The organism is Dankookia rubra (genome assembly GCF_004355005.1).
Lineage (GTDB): Bacteria > Pseudomonadota > Alphaproteobacteria > Acetobacterales > Acetobacteraceae > Paracraurococcus > Paracraurococcus ruber_A.
Map to the genome: position 1 here is coordinate 1 of NZ_SMSJ01000109.1, position 15,316 is coordinate 15,316.

General features: G+C 65.8%; 11 protein-coding genes. 2 read left to right on the forward strand and 9 right to left on the reverse strand.

Features of this window, described 5'->3' with window-relative positions; translation table 11 throughout:
• Positions 1-106 precede the first annotated feature (106 nt).
• The 4 genes from E2C06_RS31745 to E2C06_RS31760 form a co-directional block, all read right to left on the reverse strand.
• Complete coding sequence (locus E2C06_RS31745) at positions 107-601, reverse strand: YgjV family protein (RefSeq protein ID WP_133292582.1); 495 nt, start codon at positions 599-601, stop codon at positions 107-109.
• Between the two features lie 391 nt (positions 602-992).
• Entirely contained in the window at positions 993-1,403 is a 411-nt protein-coding gene (locus E2C06_RS40660; RefSeq protein ID WP_165982791.1) for a CsbD family protein, read from the reverse strand.
• A 110-nt stretch (positions 1,404-1,513) separates the two neighbouring features.
• Positions 1,514-3,712: an SF1B family DNA helicase RecD2 gene (gene recD2, locus E2C06_RS31755; RefSeq protein WP_456305200.1), complete on the reverse strand. Its 2,199-nt coding sequence runs from the start codon at positions 3,710-3,712 to the stop codon at positions 1,514-1,516.
• 8 nt (positions 3,713-3,720) lie between these two features.
• Positions 3,721-4,716: an NAD(P)-dependent oxidoreductase gene (locus E2C06_RS31760; protein WP_133292584.1), complete on the reverse strand. Its 996-nt coding sequence runs from the start codon at positions 4,714-4,716 to the stop codon at positions 3,721-3,723.
• Positions 4,717-5,040: 324 nt separating this feature from the next.
• On the opposite strand from E2C06_RS31760, the gene E2C06_RS31765 reads away from it, so the two are divergent.
• Positions 5,041-5,406 (forward strand): hypothetical protein, encoded by a 366-nt coding sequence (locus E2C06_RS31765; RefSeq protein ID WP_133292585.1) that lies wholly within the window; start codon positions 5,041-5,043, stop codon positions 5,404-5,406.
• Positions 5,407-5,603: 197 nt separating this feature from the next.
• Here the strand turns inward: E2C06_RS31765 and E2C06_RS31770 are convergent, their stop codons facing one another.
• The 3 genes from E2C06_RS31770 to E2C06_RS39890 all read right to left on the reverse strand — a co-directional run bounded on the left by E2C06_RS31770 (position 5,604) and on the right by E2C06_RS39890 (position 9,664).
• Positions 5,604-6,845, reverse strand: a complete 1,242-nt coding sequence (locus E2C06_RS31770) for an ABC transporter substrate-binding protein (RefSeq protein WP_133292586.1) — start codon at positions 6,843-6,845, stop codon at positions 5,604-5,606.
• Positions 6,846-7,155: 310 nt separating this feature from the next.
• Entirely contained in the window at positions 7,156-9,108 is a 1,953-nt protein-coding gene (locus E2C06_RS31775) for a phage terminase large subunit family protein (RefSeq protein WP_338324255.1), read from the reverse strand.
• Positions 9,092-9,664, reverse strand: a complete 573-nt coding sequence (locus E2C06_RS39890) for an elements of external origin (RefSeq protein ID WP_133292587.1) — start codon at positions 9,662-9,664, stop codon at positions 9,092-9,094. Before E2C06_RS39890 ends, E2C06_RS31775 begins: the two co-directional genes overlap by 17 nt.
• A 146-nt stretch (positions 9,665-9,810) precedes the next feature.
• On the opposite strand from E2C06_RS39890, the gene E2C06_RS31785 reads away from it, so the two are divergent.
• Entirely contained in the window at positions 9,811-10,455 is a 645-nt protein-coding gene (locus E2C06_RS31785) for an HAD family hydrolase (protein ID WP_241671567.1), read from the forward strand.
• A gap of 81 nt (positions 10,456-10,536) precedes the next feature.
• Here E2C06_RS31785 and E2C06_RS31790 read toward each other — a convergent pair whose 3' ends face one another.
• Together E2C06_RS31790 and E2C06_RS31795 are read right to left on the reverse strand one after the other, a co-directional pair.
• The gene (locus E2C06_RS31790; RefSeq protein WP_133292589.1) at positions 10,537-11,817 is read right to left on the reverse strand and encodes a site-specific DNA-methyltransferase; all 1,281 of its coding nucleotides are present in this window, start codon (positions 11,815-11,817) and stop codon (positions 10,537-10,539) included.
• An 860-nt stretch (positions 11,818-12,677) separates the two neighbouring features.
• Positions 12,678-15,074, reverse strand: coding sequence for a VapE domain-containing protein (locus tag E2C06_RS31795; RefSeq protein WP_338324256.1), 2,397 nt, complete (start codon positions 15,072-15,074; stop codon positions 12,678-12,680).
• Positions 15,075-15,316 lie beyond the last annotated feature (242 nt).

Sequence of the window (15,316 nt, forward strand, 5' to 3'; positions counted from 1 at the left end):
GGCCTTCCGTCAGCCGTCGTGACGAAAGGCTCGGCAGCGCTCCTATTTCACGCCGCCGCGGCCAGATTACCCAGCCGCTCCCTGAGGGATTTTCTCTCCGACGCTCTCACCAGGCACCGCGACCCATGAGGAAGAGATCCGACACCATCGCCGGGACAGAACCGACCGCAAGGTTGTGCGCGAACCAGGGCACCGAGCAGGCGAGGATTAGGGTACGAAACCGAGCTTTGTCGGTCTGCCAACGGCCGCAACAGGCGACAGTCGTCCCGAGCGCCGCAAACAGCGAGTGCCACCCCTCCCAGGACCATGCTGTTAGGGCTGCCACCGGCAACAGAGCGACGATGTAGAGGGAACGCGCAGCCCGTACGCCCCGACTGTCCGGCGGACCGTCCAAGGCAGCCGAGATCAGCGCGAGCAGCATGGTCAGCACATTCAGGCCCGCAGCCGTCCAGTGTCCCTGCAAGGCCCAGTGCAGGAAGAAACCCGGTGCGGTCAAGATCTGAACCGTAAGCATGGCCCGGCGTGTTCGCGCGAACGACCACGTCAACGACCCGGCGAGGCCCCACGCCCCGCACAGGCCAATCAGCATATCGGCAACCATGTCACACAGCCCCCTGGGGGCCGCCCTCAGCCCCACCGCGAGGATCGCGTCCAGGTCGGATTTTAAGTACTTATAGTTGTATATGGCAGACCTGCGTTTCGCGCATCGCTGCAGGTTTCAGCTGCTCGGGACGGACGGGATCACCTGCCGTAGGTCGGCAAGTAAAGCTCCGGTCGTGCTGAGATTGTATCAACTAGACTCGAAGCAGTGTTCCTCCTGGCCCGTGGCAACCCCGGCGGGCACGCTACGAGCTGGTTGGACAACTGACCGGTATGTCCATGGCCCGGTGCACGGGCGATGAGATGAACAGTATGCACCAAGCTGAACGGGTCGCGGCAGCCTACACCTTCTCTGGACGCCGCTACTCAGATTGCGCTTGCCGCGGTTACAGTCAGATCCGATACACATACCTGTTGCCGCTCATTAGCCGTCCGAGCAAGAAACCCGCGCAGGCCGCTACGCCGATTGCGGTCAAGGGACGCTCCCGAACGACATCCAGGTATCGGTCGAACTCCTGGCCGTAGCGGTCGGCCGTTCTGGCAACGGCATCTAATCGCGGTGTGGCAGGCTCGGCAGAGAGCCGCTCCACCTCCGCTCTGAGGTGTTCCACCTCAGACTGTGGCTCAGTTTTGGCCGCTTCAGCCGCATCCGCAGCCCTGCCGGCTGTATTCCGAACGGCGCCGACCGCCTGGTCGTAGCCTCCCTCCACCTGAAGCTTTGTGTCTCCAGTGAGCCGGCCCGTGGCTGCCTCGACCTTGCCTTTCGCTTGCTGAGCGGAACCGGTGATGCGATCTGAATCCACGATGACGCCTCCTCCGATTGCGGCATGTCCGGCGAATACACTGGACGATTTCGAGCCGCTAACGTGACAGAGTTGGCCTGGTTCTTCTGGGTCACTGCTGGCCATTCGGACTACACGGCAAGCCATTCCTTCAGCTTCGACCAGCGGCGGCGGGTCTGCTGCCCGCGTACGGCGATCGACAGCGCCTTGCGCTGGCCCACCAGCACTACCAGCCGCTTGCCCCGGGTGACCGCGGTGTAGATCAGGTTGCGCTGCAGCATGGGGTAGTGCTGGGTGGTGACCGGGATGACCACGGCCGGGTATTCCGAGCCCTGGCTCTTGTGGACCGTGGTGGCATAGGCCAGCACGAGCTCGTCCAGCTCGCCGAAGCCGTAGGCGATCTCCCGGCCCTCGTAGTCGACGATAAGCTCGCTCTCCTCGAGGTCGATCCGACGGACGATGCCGAGATCGCCGTTGTAGACCTCGCGCTGGTGGTCGTTGGTTACCTGCATGACCTTGTCGCCCGGGCAGAAGGTCCAGCCGAAGCGCTCGACCCGGATCTCGCCCGGCGGGTTCAGCGCCTGCTGCAGCGCGACGTTGAGCGACCGCGCCCCGAGCCCGCCGCGGTTCATCGGGCAGAGCACCTGGACATCGCGGACCGGGTCGAGCCCGAAGCGGCGGGGGATGCGGTCGCGGACCAGGGCCAGGAGCTTCTCCAGCCCGGTCTCCGGGTCGGCCGCCTCGACGAAGAAGAAGTCCGAGCCCTCCTGCGGCTTGAGATCCGGCATCTTGCCCCCGTTGATCAGGTGGGCGTTGGTGATGATCCGGCTGCCGGCGGCCTGGCGGAACACCTCGGTCAGGCGCACCACCGGGACCGCGCCGGAGCCGATGATGTCGGCCAGCACCTGCCCTGGCCCGACCGAGGGCAGCTGGTCCACGTCGCCGACCAGCAGCATGCCAGCGCCCTCGGGCAGGGCCTTCAGCAGCGCCCGCATGAGGGGGACGTCCACCATGCTGGTCTCGTCCACGACCAACAGGTCGCAGTCGAGCGGGTGCAGGTCGGTGCGCTTGAAGCCGCCCTCCTTCGGGTCGGCCTCGAGCAGGCGGTGGATGGTGGTGGCCTCGCGCCCGGTGCTCTCGGCCAGGCGCTTGGCGGCACGGCCGGTCGGGGCGCAGAGGGCGATCTCGGGCCCCTTGGCTGCCACGATCTTCAGGATGGAGTTGACCAGGGTGGTCTTGCCCACGCCGGGCCCGCCGGTGATGACCAGCACCTTGGCGGCGAGCGCCAGACGCACCGCCGCCCGCTGGCTCTCGGCGAGTGTCAGGCCGGTCTTGCCCTCTACCCAGGGGATGGCCTTGTCGGCGTCGATCGCCGGCCAGGGCGGCGCACCGACGGCGAGATGCCGCAGCCGCTCGGCGATCTCCCGCTCGGCCCGGTACAGGCCGGCTAGGAAGATGCAGCGTTGCCCCTCCAGCGTGTCGGCGACCACGTCGCCCGCCTCGAGCTCCAGGCCGAGGGCGGTGCGGACCAGCTCACCCGGGATCTCCAGCAGGGTCTGGGCGAGGTCCACCAGCTCCGCCTCGGGCAGGCCGCAGTGGCCCTGCTCCATGGCCTCGGCCAGGGCGAAGGAGATGCCGGCCCGCACGCGGATCATGGCCGTGCGCTCGATGCCGAGCCTGGCGGCGATCTGGTCGGCGGTGCGGAAGCCGATGCCACGGATGTCGCGGGCAAGGCGGTAGGGGTTCTCGCTGACCAGGCGCACGGCCTCGGCGCCATAGGTTTTGTAGATCCGCACCGCCCGCGAGGTGCCGACCCCGTTCGAGTGGAGGAACAGCATGATCTCGCGGATCACCTTCTGCTCGGCCCAGCCGGCGACGATGCGCGCCGCGCGCTTCGGGCCGATGCCGGTGACCTCGCGCAGGCGATCCGGCCGCTGCTCGATCAGCTCGAACACGGCCTCGCCGAAGGCGGCGACCAGCTTCCTGGCATTCACCGGGCCGATGCCGCGGATCATGCCGGAGCCGAGGTACTTCTCCATGCCTTCCAGCGTGGTGGGCGCGGTTGCCTTGAGGAAGGTCGCCTTGAACTGCAGGCCGTGGGTGCGGTCGTTGACCCAGGTGCCCGAGCCGCTGACGAACTCGCCGGCCGAGATCAGGGCGGCATGGCCGACCACAGTGACAGGGTCGCGCTGGCCCCGCACCTTGACCCGCAGCACGCAGAAGCCGGTCTCGGCATTGTGGAACGTCACGCGCTCGACCAACCCGGCCAGGGCTTCCGTGGGTGGGCCGCGATCCGTAGCTGATGAGGTGTTCGGGGCGGGCCGGATCACTTCGCTGGCTACGAAGGCGCCGCTGCGCGCTCATCCGCGCCGATCAGATGGCGCGGCGGTAACCCGTCCAGCACCCGCCGGCAGTTCGCCGCAGCATGCCGCAAGGCGACCTCACGCCAACCCGGAACGGAGGCTGAGTTATGCGGTGAGCCGATGACGTTTGGAAGCTCGAGAAAAGGCAGATCCATCCGGAACTGGCCGTGGCGAACCGGCTCGATCCACCAAGCGTCGACGCAGGCAGTAAAGCTCGGCGTGGCCCGAAGATGGTCGTAGAGCGCCTGCTCGTGGAGGATCTCGCCTCGAGCGAGGTTCACCAGGATTGCGTCGGACTTCATCAGTTGGAGCTCGCGCGTGCCGATGAGTCCACGGGTCGCCCGTGTCAGCGGCAGGCTGAGCACCAGCACGTCAGCCGCGGCTAGCAGCTCGTCCAGCCGGTCTGGCCCGCCGATCCAATCGACGGGCTCCTCGCTCGCTCCACTTCGCCGTATCGCATGGATGCGCATACCAAGGCTGCGCATCAGCCGGGCGGTGGCAACTCCAATGCCGCCGAAGCCCAGGATACCGCAGACGCCGCCCGCAAGCATGCGGTTGGGGGTGAACTGGTTGAAAGTGCCCTGTGCCAGTGCGGCATGCTCGACGAACAGGCGTTTCGCAGCAGCGAGCGCCATTGCGAGGGCATGTTCCGCCATTGGCGCGGCATAGGCGCCGCCATTGCTCGCCACCGGCACCTCGGGCAGCAGGTCGCGCAGTGGGATGAAATCGACTCCCGCCGTCAGGAACTGCACGAGCCGCACATGACGGATCATTCCGGCCTCTCCGGGGCGGAGCTCTGTACCGGTGTTGCGCGAGAGCAGGACTGTCGTACGGCCCAGAGTGGCGCGTCGAGCTTGTTCGTCCAGGCCGGTCAGCGACACGACCTCAACTCCGCCGCCGAGCTCCGCATCTATGGCGGCACGGCCCTGCTCGTCGAGCTTGAAGGTCAGTGCGAGCACGGCACCGCTCATGTGGACTCCCCCTCGGACACGCCCCTCGCGGTAAGGCTATCCTGCCGTGGCGGCTGGGTACACGCTCCCGCGGCGATAACATCTCCCGTCAGCCGGGTGTGGCAGCGGGGAAGGCCTGAACTGCGCGGGAGGCCTCAGTTTATCGGCTGGCCGAAGCGCTACCGCGACGCGAATGTTCGCGCGCCGAGGCTTTCCACCTCGTGTCGCCTCGCTTGGCCCTGCCCGCGGGGCTCTGGCCAGTGACGGGCCTCGATGGTCGGGGGTCGTTCAGGAGATCCCAGCCATGACACCATCCGATATGGATCGCTCGGCGGAGCGCCGCGCATGAGCCCGGAAGCGAAGGCTTACCGCCGCGCCCAGCGCGCCCGCTATCCGCGGAACTGGAAGCGGATCAGCCGCTGGGTCATCGCCCGCGCCGGGTACCGCTGCGAGGCCTGCGGCGCCGGGCAGGGCAAGCCGCATCCGGTCTCAGGCTCGAAAGTCATCCTTGGCGCCGCGCACCTCAACCACCAGCCCGAGAACGTCTCACCGGACAACCTGCGGGCGTGGTGCCAGCGTTGCCATCTCCGCTACGACCATCCGCACCACCTGGCACAGATCAGGACGAACCGGCTGGCGCGCCTCGCCGCGGTGCCGCCGGGTGGCCTACTGGCCCTCATGCTTGGCACGAAACCCGACTCCGAGCGGTGAACTGGACGCACCGTTGAGTGCGTGCCGGAGCGTCGTTCCCGGAGCTGTCGTCAGCGAAGGTTCGATAGATGCAGCGGTAGACGGCGGGGACGCGGCGACGGGGGTGGGTACACCATCGATCTCCACCCTCCCGTTCATCTCCGCCGCGCCGCGGTCATTCCTGACGAGCAGCGAGAAAACGTTCCCGCGGCGGCACGCTAGGTGTGGATGAGCGAGCAGCCACCTTCCTGGAGCGGACGGAAAGCTTTGTCAGCCGGCGTGGTGCTGAGGAGCTCATAGTAGTCCCAGGCACCACGGCTCGCTTCGGGTGATTTGACCCGAAAGAGATGAACATCATGGAGCTTGCGGCCATCTGGCCGTATCCCGCCAGCGCCGAAGGCGTCGTCATCTGTCGGCAGAGACTTCATCCGAGCAACAGTCGTTGCGCCGCTCTGCTTCGCCGCGGCCGGACCCATATCGGCGACCGCTTTCAAGTAGTGCATCGCGGCGGAATAGCAGCCGGCCTGGTTCATATTCGGATGGATACCGCCGGTTTTCGGAAGCACGCGCCTGGTGAAGGCTCGCGTGCGGTCATTGAGGTCCCAATAGAAGCTTTCGGTCAGCAGCAGACCCTGTGCAGTGGGCAGCCCTATGGCGTGGACATCGCTGACGAACATCAGCAGCGCCGCCAACTTCTGGCCTGACCGGGTGATGCCGAATTCTGCAGCCTGCTTGATCACGTTGACGGTGTCGTCGCCGCCGTTCGCAAGACCAATCACCTTGGCTCGGCTGGCTTGTGCCTGCAGCAGGAAAGAGGAGAAATCGGATGTTCCTGGCGCGGGGTGGGCCACCCGGCCAAGCACCTTACCGCCGGCGCGGCGCACAGCGTCTCCCGTGTCGCGCTCGAGGGCATGGCCAAAGGCAAAGTTGGCCACAATGAAGAACCAACTGTCGCCACCACTTCGCACCAGCGCACCACCAGTGCTGGCTGCCAACATCCAGGAGTCATAAGTCCAGTGAACGCCATTCGGCGTACAAGCTTTGCCGGTAAGGTCAGCGGTCGCAGCAGCAGAGTTCAGGTGAATTTTGTCCTTCTCTCGCGCGACGTTCTGCACAGCGAGAGCGACGGCACTGTTCGACACGTCCATGACGACATCGGCGCCGTCCCGGTCGAACCACTGCCGGGTCAGGTTGACACCGATATCCGCCCGGTTCTGATGATCGCCGGTCAGGATCTCAACATTGAAGCCCCGCGAGGGTGGGTTGAAATCCTCGACCGCTTGGCGGACGCAGGCGACGGAAACAGGACCGCTCGTGCTGCTGTAGGGACCCGACTGATCACTCATGACGCAGATCTTGATGGTTGGCGCGGCACCACCTGATTGGGCTTGAGCTCCTGAATACGCCAAGACGGGCATGGCCCCGGTAGATGACATGAGTTGCCGGCGCGTCAGCAGCATGAGAACGGTTCCTTCCCGAGAGCTTCTGAGGCCGCTGCACCCCACCGCCTCGGTGACCACTGGCAGCGAGCCGATATAGTGCGAGGTGCACCTGTCAGATGCCGTCTGCGTCATGCTCGCGGTGGCTCGCCGACCGGTCAAGTGCATCAATGCGCTTCTTGGCAGGAGTGAAAAGGAGGTGTCGGCGCGGAGCGTCAGGGGGGTTGCCCAAGTACCAAAGCTGATGGTTCGCCCTCAGCTCTGCCTGGCGAAATCAGGCCACTTCGTTCCCGCTGGTGGGCGGCTGGGGCGAGTAAGCCCGCTCGGCCGTTTAATCCATGATGGATGATCGTACGCGCTGGCGTGGTCGCAGCCGGACAGCGGTCCCGGGTCGAGCGGGCACGACGGGCAGCGCGGGCTCAGGTTTCGGGACGACGATCTGGCTGCCCATGATGACCCAGAACCGCTCGCCATAGCGGTCAGAGCCCAACACGGCGAGCGCGGCGCGGGCGTACACGGCGCAGTCCAGCGCCTCATTGTCCCGCAGCTTGCGCCACTCATTCCGGGCAAAGCCGTTGCGGGTCTTATGGGTCACCAGCTGCTCCGCCACGAGCTGCTTCACCAGGCTGCCGTCGAGCCAGTCCGGCAGATGCACCCAGCCCGGCGGGTAGCCGATGCCGTCGCCGCGGCTGAGCCAGAGCCGGCGGTAGAGGTCCAGCTTGTAGGTGCTGACCGCGACGGTCCACAGGTTGAGGCCCCGCTTCAGCTTGCGCCCGGCCTCGGTGACATCCACCAGGGTCGGCCCCGTCACCGGGCTCGAGCGGTTCCAACCCTCGATGCCCTTGAGCGGTACCAGCCGTGGGTCGCGCAGCCGGCGCAGCTGGGTGTAGACCCCGGCGGTGTGGTTGCCGCCGGTATCCACGCCGACCTTGGCAATCCGCAGCTGGCCACCATCCAGGCGCTCCCAGCTGCGACCCAGTAGGGCTGCGAGGGCGTCCCAGGGCCCAGGGTCAGCTGGGCTGCCCTCGATCCGCTCGTGGTGGACCAGCCAGCTCTCGTAGCCAGGCCCCCAGGCCCAGACATAGACCTCCAGCCGGGCCGGGGCGCTCTGGTTGTCGACGCCCGCGGTCAGCACCACCGCGCCGTTCGGCACCAGGCCCGGCACCATCGGCTCGCGGCGCTCGATCAGCCGCTCGTAGTCCGGCGCGTCGCCGCGCTCCTGCCAGGTCTCACCGAGGACGGTGTTGTGGAAGGTCTTCAGGGCGCGGGCATCGCCCTGGGCCGCCTCCCAGTCCTGGGCCGCCTGCGCCCAGGAGAACCAGCCGACCGGGCTGTAGAGGGCGCTGAGGTGAAAGCCGATGGCGTAGGGATCCTGGGCAGCCGCCGTGGGCCGCCATTGCCCGTGGGCCAGCATGGCGGTCTTGTGCTGCTCGCCGATGGCGCCGTCGCAGGCCTCGCAGCGGTACCGGGCAGTGTCGGGCTGACCTCGCCCCCAGAGCAGGCGGGCAAAGCGCAGCGACTGCATGTGGCCGCAGAAGGGGCACGGGACGAAGTACCGCTGCTGGTCAGTGGCGAGGTACTCCCGCTCGATCCGCGACACGCCGGTGATGGTCGGCGTTGAGACCAGAAGGGTCTTGCGTCGCCAGCCAAAGGTCCGCGCCCGGGCCTCGGCCAGCGCCACCGGGTCACCCTCGCCCTCGACATCGCCGGGGTAGGCGTCGATCTCGTCGAGGAACAGAAAGCGGGCGGACATGGACCGCAGGCCGACGGCGCTGTTCGCCCCGGTCATGACCAGCTGCCCGTCCGGAAACTCCTTACTGAGCTGGCGATTGCCGCTGTCCCGCGACCGTGCCGGCGCCACCCGCTCCCGAATGGCCGGCGTCTCCTCGACCAAAGGGTCGATCCGCTGCTCCGAGAACCGCTTGGCCAGCTCGGTGGTGGGCTGGACCGCCAGCATCGGCCCCGGCGCGTGCTGGATGACGTAGCCGATCCAGTTGTTCCCGCACTCGGTGCCGCCGACCTGGGCACCCTTCATCAGCACGACCCGCCGCGCCGGATGGGTCGGCGACAGCACGTCCATGATCTGGCGCAGGTAGGGCGTCCGGCTGGTCCGCCAGTGCCCGGGCTCGGCCGAGCCACGGCTGCCCAGCATGCGGTGGCGGTCGGCCCAGTCGGAGACCAGCAGCGCCGGCTCTGGCGCCATGCCGGCGTGCCAGGCCGCGATGATCTCCGCCGCACCCTCGAAGCCGGTAACGGCGTCCAGCGTCTCACTCAACAGCGACACGGGCGCCGTTCCTTTCCGCCAGGTGGATCCGCAGCCGCTGGTCCAGCAGCAGCTGCAGGCGGTGCGCGTCGACGGCGAGCTCGGCCGCGAGTTCGGCGGCAATCTGGGCCGGCCAAGCCAGGATGGCGTCGCGCTCCTCCCGCGCCAGCCGATGCACCAGCAGCAGGGCACGCGCCTTGTCCACCAGCCGGCCGCGGCGCTCGTCGATCTCCAGCCGGCGCCCCTGTGCCTTCAGCACCTCGTTCGCCGTACGCGCGTCGTGGAAGGTCGCCCCGCCCGGGCGGGCGCTCGCCAGCCCCGGGGCACCCAGTGGATCGCCTGCCGCAGGTTCGCCGCTCTCCGTGCCAGCAGCGGGTAGCGAGGGGCCGGTCAGGCGGGCGGGATCGGCGCTCGCGGCCAGCTGCGCCCGCAGCTTCTCGACATCCCAACCGCCGCCCGGCTCAGGGCTGATCCGTCCGGCTTGCACTGCCTTCTGCAGCGCCGTGTGCGACAAGCCGAGCCGGCGTGCCGCCTCGCGCTGTGAGCCTACCAGTGCCGCATCCTGGGTCGGGGTCATGGTGGGATCCGTAGCCCCTGCACATCGCAATAGAACCAACAAACTACGTGCTTGGTGGCTGCTGCGGGAAGCGCAAAGGCGACGACTACCAGCTGGTCCGGTTGCGGCCCATGCTGCACTCTTCTGCACCCGCGAGGAGATGTCGCTTGCCCACAGCGCCACTACCACCTGCTCAACGTACGACCGTCGTCTTCGACCTTGGTGGCGTACTCGTCGACTGGAATCCGCGCTACCTCTACCGCAAGCTGTTCCCCGACGATGAGGCCGGGATGGAGCGGTTCCTCGCCGAGGTCTGCACGAGTGAGTGGAACCTGCAGCAAGATGCTGGCCGAAGCTGGGCCGAGGCTACGGCGGTGCTGAAGGAGCAACATCCTGAGCAGGCGGCGCTGATCGACGCGTTTCATCACCGTTGGCCCGAGATGATCGCCGGCCCGATCGATGGCACCGTGGCGATTCTGAGTGAGCTGAGGGCGGCCGGAACGCCGCTGTATGCGCTGACGAACTGGTCGCACGAGACCTTCCCGATCGCGCTGGAACGGTTTGAGTTCATGAGCTGGTTCCGCGGCATCGTCGTGTCCGGCCAGGAGAAGCTGATCAAGCCTGACCCGCAGATCTACCTGCTGTTGGTAGACCGGCATGGGCTCCGGCCAGACGACATCGTCTACATCGACGACAACGCCCGGAATGCAGCGGCCGCTACCGCGCTTGGCATGCACGGCATCCACTTCACCGGCCCGACGGCGCTACGGAACGAGCTGATCTCGCTCGGTCTTCTCCAGCAGAGGCGGTGACGTTCCCCCGCAGCCACTTCGCCCACCAGGCGGCTTCCTGATGTCTCCTCAGGCCCCCCATGAAGCGGTGGCTCGCCGCCATCATGTCGCCACCTCCAGCCCCCGCGCGATAGCGACGGCCTCGATGGGGCCGCCATCCCCGGCCAGGACGGCGCGGCGGCCGGTCAGGTTCTGCCACCGGCGTACCGCGACATCCACGTACCGCGGGTCGATCTCGAGTCCATGGCAGCGCCGGCCCGTGACCTCGGCCGCGATCAACGTCGTCCCGCTGCCGAGGAAGGGATCATAGATCGCATCACCGGCTGCGCTGTTGTTCAAGATAGGCCGGCGCATGCACTCGACCGGCTTCTGCGTCCCGTGCACGGTCGCGGTGTCCTCCTCTCCGGAGGCGCCGATGGCCCAAAGCGTCGCCTGGTCGCGGGCACCCTGCCAGTGGCCGGTGCCGCCACGGCGGACGGCATAGAGGCAGGGCTCGTGCTGCCAGTGGTAATCGCCCCGGCCCAGCACGAAGCGCGGCTTGGCCCAGACGATCTGACTGCGGACCACGAAGTCGGCTGCCTCGAGACTCTCGATCACCATCCGGGCATGCACCCCGGCATGCCAGACATAGGCCACCTCGCCCGGAAACAGTGCCCAGGCCTCGCGCCAGTCCGCCCGATCGTCATTCGCCACCCGGCCGGTGCGGGCTGTCGCCGAGACGCCGGCTGTGTTCCGCCACGCGGGGTCGTATTCGACGCCATAGGGCGGGTCGGAGACCAGCAGGTGAGGGACAGCTCCATACAGGAGGAGGGATACGTCGCCGGCCGCCGTTGCGTCGCCGCAGAGCAGGCGATGCGGTCCCAGCTGCCAGAGGTCACCAAGGCGGCTGATCGGCACCTCCGGGGGCTCTGGGGCAGCGGCGTCCGGATCACGGCCGTCGAGCCCGGGGACCAGATCCTCATCGAAGACTAGCAGCCGGTCGAGTTCTTCGACGCCGAAGCCGACCACCGAGAGGTCGTAGCCGTCGTCGCGTAGACCTCGCAGCTCCTGTGCCAGCAGCCCCTCATCCCAGCCCGCATTCAGGGCAAGCTGGTTGTCGGCGAGGCGGTATGCCCGGAGCTGAGCCTCGTTCAGGTGCCCGAGCCGGATGGTCGGAACTGCGTCGAGCCCAAGCGTGCGCGCCGCAAGGACCCGGCCATGGCCGGCGACCAATACGCCGCGCTCGTCCACCAGCACCGGCACAGTGAAACCGAATTCAGCGATCGATGCCGCGAGCTGCGCCACCTGCTCGGGCGAATGGGTGCGGGCGTTGCTGGCATAGGGTAGCAGGCCACTGACCGCGCGCGTTTCGACGACGGCCGCTTGCCAAGGGGCTTGAGACATCAGGGCACCTTGCTGACTGGACTGGTGAGCTGTGACACGCCCTCGGCCGAGGCTGGCTCTGAGCGTTGGCGGCCCAGGCGGTTGCCACGCGCTGCGGTGCGGTCCGCGGCGTCCGGCGGCTTCCTGCGCCGGGTGGCAACCTGGCGACCTGGCAACCTGGATTCGAGGTCTGCCGGTAGCGAAGTGTCGCGCCTCGAAACCCCCGCAGTTCCAACTTCGCCAGGGAGGAACCGCAGACCGACCTATGTCGGTAGCTTGGCACGTTGCGGGGTGTTAACGCTGCCAAGGCCCTGCGGCAGCTTCGGCAGGCGGCCGACAAAATCGGTAGTCGCGATAGTCTCACAGGGGCAGCTTCATCAACGGCCGCATGCGTGCGGTGGTGAAGTCCATGCCGCCTGCGAGCGGAGGAGCAAGGTAAGCACGCAGTAGCCCAAGGGCCGCCTCTCATGATGCAGTTGAACTTCAAGCCTCCTGACGCACTGACGCACCTGACACAGCTTCTCAACGTGGGCGCTGTAGCCCATCCCAAGAGGTCCATGCCCTCCAAGGAAATGTGCGTCAGGTGCGTCGGCGAAACGTATAACGCATTGATTTTGCTCGAAGCCCGACCGACGCACTTTGGTCGGCTCGCCAGCTCTGACGGGCGTTTAGCGATACGCTGCAACCCTCGGCCGAGTGCGACCACGATCGATTTCGCAGCCTTGTCAGTGATGGTGGCTATTCTCCTTTGCATGATGTCCATCTTGACGCATGCACGGATTGGAATGCGTGACGACCGGCACTTAAATGCGCCGCTCGTGCATACGCGTCTCCACGCCCAGCAAACCGGCTGGTCATACGGAAAGATGCGAGATCTCCGGTCATGGCTTGCGCTCCCAGAATCGCTCGCCCTTCTTACCCCGCTTCGCGTGTACCCAATTTAGTCGCTGGAGTGCAGCGCTGATCCTGTTTTGGTCGGCACGCCCAAATTTCTGAGTGATGAAACCTAGGGCGCCTTGCGCTACATCTAGGAGCGTAACTCTATCTCTATCATCGAGCCATTCGGCGATAACTTGTTCCCAGGCGTCCGCTTCATACCTAGCTTCCTGCTCAGGCTTGATATGCTCTGCCTCGAAGTCGCTGTCGGGCCACCAAGGCTTGCCATGCCGAAAGAGTTCGACTGCTTCAGCCAAGAGCTGGTCCCGGTCACGGGCCAGGGCGTCGAGGTCAATCTTGCCCACCGTAACCGGCCAAAAGCGCCGGCTACCGGTTTCATCGCGCAGATAAGTGGTCTTATTTGTCGTGCCGATGAAAACGCATTGCCGGGGTTCGATCACCTCCTTGCGGCCATAGCTTGGCCGGTAGCGTTCTTCCGTTCGAGTGATGAACGCCTTCAGCGCTGCGGCCTCGGCTCTGTCCAACGCAGCCATTTCCCCAATCTCGATTAGCCATTTGCCGTTCAGATGCTGCGAAACATCCTTTCCGCTATTTCGAATGTCGGGTAAACTGTCGCTGTACCAGCGGTCAGCCAGGATTTCGCAAACAGTCGATTTCCGAGCGCCCTGCGGCCCTTCAAGCACCAGCATATAGTCGGCCTTACAGCCAGGCGCCATCACACGCGCGACCATGGCAATCAGGAACATGGTGCCAATGCCGGCCGAATACGAGCTGCGGTCCACACCGAGATGAGTATGCAGCCATGTACCGAGACGTGGCTGCCGGTCCCATTGCAAAGCAGCCAAATAGTTCTGCACGGGGTGAAAAGTGCATTCCTCTGCCCGCTGCTCTACGGCTTGGTGTGTGGTGTCCTTGCCCACGCGCCGCAGCTCGTGCCGCTGCAGCCACTCCTGCACCTGCGAAACGTCATCATCACGGAGAAGGCGTGGCAGCCCGACTGCGCGTCCTTTCGGCAATGGCTTGGTCAGGATTGGCGCGCGGAGCATCTGGTCGAACGCGAAGCAGTCGTGCAGTTCCTCCGTACCGCGCAGTGCGATCATGGTGTTGGCGAGATTATTAATCGCATTTCCTTTCTCGTCACGCTCAAGGAATGCTGCCCAATTCGGCCTGACCTCTGCGGTGCGTTTGTCGAAATTGATTCCTGCCGGCATGGTCTTTTGCGCCTTCGTGCCCGCGGCGGCCCTCCAGCCAAAATCTTCCGGCGGACATCCTAGCCATTCGCAAAGCGTAAAGGCGGCAACCTGCAGCGTCGGGGCGCCGCCGAACTCAATCACTACGTCGATCGGCGACATGAGCTTGCGTGGACCGAAATCCTGCACCCCATCAGGGTGTAGGCTCAAATCCTCCTCGTCGGGACGGCCAAGGTCTGCTGATCTCACTCGAAAGGCGCCGGTGGCCTGAAGCTTCGCTCTGGGAAACAGCCGCGGCACCCAGGTGCTCAGGTTATCGAGTGCGGTTTGATTGACCGCTTGGAAGAAGCTCGCACCGGCGGCACCAGTGCGCGGGCCGCTCGGCGACTTGCGCATGTTTGTGGTAGTAGGCGGTTTGGACCGTTCGGCAACGCCGCTAGCGGCATCCTGCGCGATCGCGGCCCACTCATTCTTCATCAGACCGCCGGCTTTGCGCAGTAGGACCTCGGCCGCAATAACGAAATCGTTCAGCTCGGCCTCCGCTACCACCGGCAGGTCAGCATGTAGCACCACATCAGGTCCGGCAGATGGCCACTCATAACCACGGCCCGTGTCTGGATGGGCGCCATAAGCGACGAATTGCTGTCCGGCTCCAAGGACCTCAACTTGCAGCTTGGTTCCGTCTGACAGGAACAGCTCGGGTGTCGCCATCTTCGGCAGTGACGTGATTGTTCGGTACGCCAATAACCTTTTCGGCGCGCAGCCAATACGAAGCAGTGGCGTGGGGCCGAGTATGGCAGTCGCCAGAACTTCCAGCCGTTTGGCAAGAGCTGGCACGGGCACGTCTATGTCCGGAGCAGCCAAATCTTCACATAACAGGCCGGTATTGCTGCAGCCGGCTTGTTCCACTCCCCATCGACGCACTTCGAGTGAGTCTGCGCTTGCGCAGATTTGCCGCCAGTTCCTCATTAAAGGCTGCTTGCCTGGTGACTTGCACCGCATTTGGGGGCCGGCCACCGGCACGGGATGATAACCGTTTGCCAATAGCTGCAGCCTCAAGGCTGTCACAGGATCAGCGCCGGGGCGTGCGATACCACCCACAGCTAGATCGTCCCCTGTGGGCCTGGACACCTCGTCGACCCGATCTGAGGCAAGCAGACGACGCGGCTCAGTTGCTGAATCAAGCCGCACATGCCGACTACCGCGACCAATGATCGCTGTCGCTGCGAAGGGAGCGCGCCGCAGCAAAATGGGGAGATGTTCGTATCACGCAGCGCACCCCGCGAGCCAAAGACTGCCGCAAAGATAGCGAGGCGTGCTGTGCTTATTGATCCGGCCTGGGCGATCTTGAATCAGGCGGCGTAGCGAAAAGTCTTGTGCCCGAAGAAGCTGCGAACGCGGTCGGGCAGCTTCGATAGCCTGCGCATGTGCCC

Excerpts from the sequence above, each read along its gene's own strand:
- E2C06_RS31745 (WP_133292582.1), bottom strand. The coding sequence starts at position 601 with ATGGTTGCCGATATGCTGATTGGCCTGTGCGGGGCGTGGGGCCTCGCC.
- E2C06_RS31760 (WP_133292584.1), bottom strand. The coding sequence starts at position 4,716 with ATGAGCGGTGCCGTGCTCGCACTGACCTTCAAGCTCGACGAGCAGGGC.
- E2C06_RS31765 (WP_133292585.1), top strand. The coding sequence starts at position 5,041 with ATGAGCCCGGAAGCGAAGGCTTACCGCCGCGCCCAGCGCGCCCGCTAT.
- E2C06_RS31770 (WP_133292586.1), bottom strand. The coding sequence starts at position 6,845 with ATGCTGCTGACGCGCCGGCAACTCATGTCATCTACCGGGGCCATGCCC.
- E2C06_RS39890 (WP_133292587.1), bottom strand. The coding sequence starts at position 9,664 with ATGACCCCGACCCAGGATGCGGCACTGGTAGGCTCACAGCGCGAGGCG.
- E2C06_RS31790 (WP_133292589.1), bottom strand. The coding sequence starts at position 11,817 with ATGTCTCAAGCCCCTTGGCAAGCGGCCGTCGTCGAAACGCGCGCGGTC.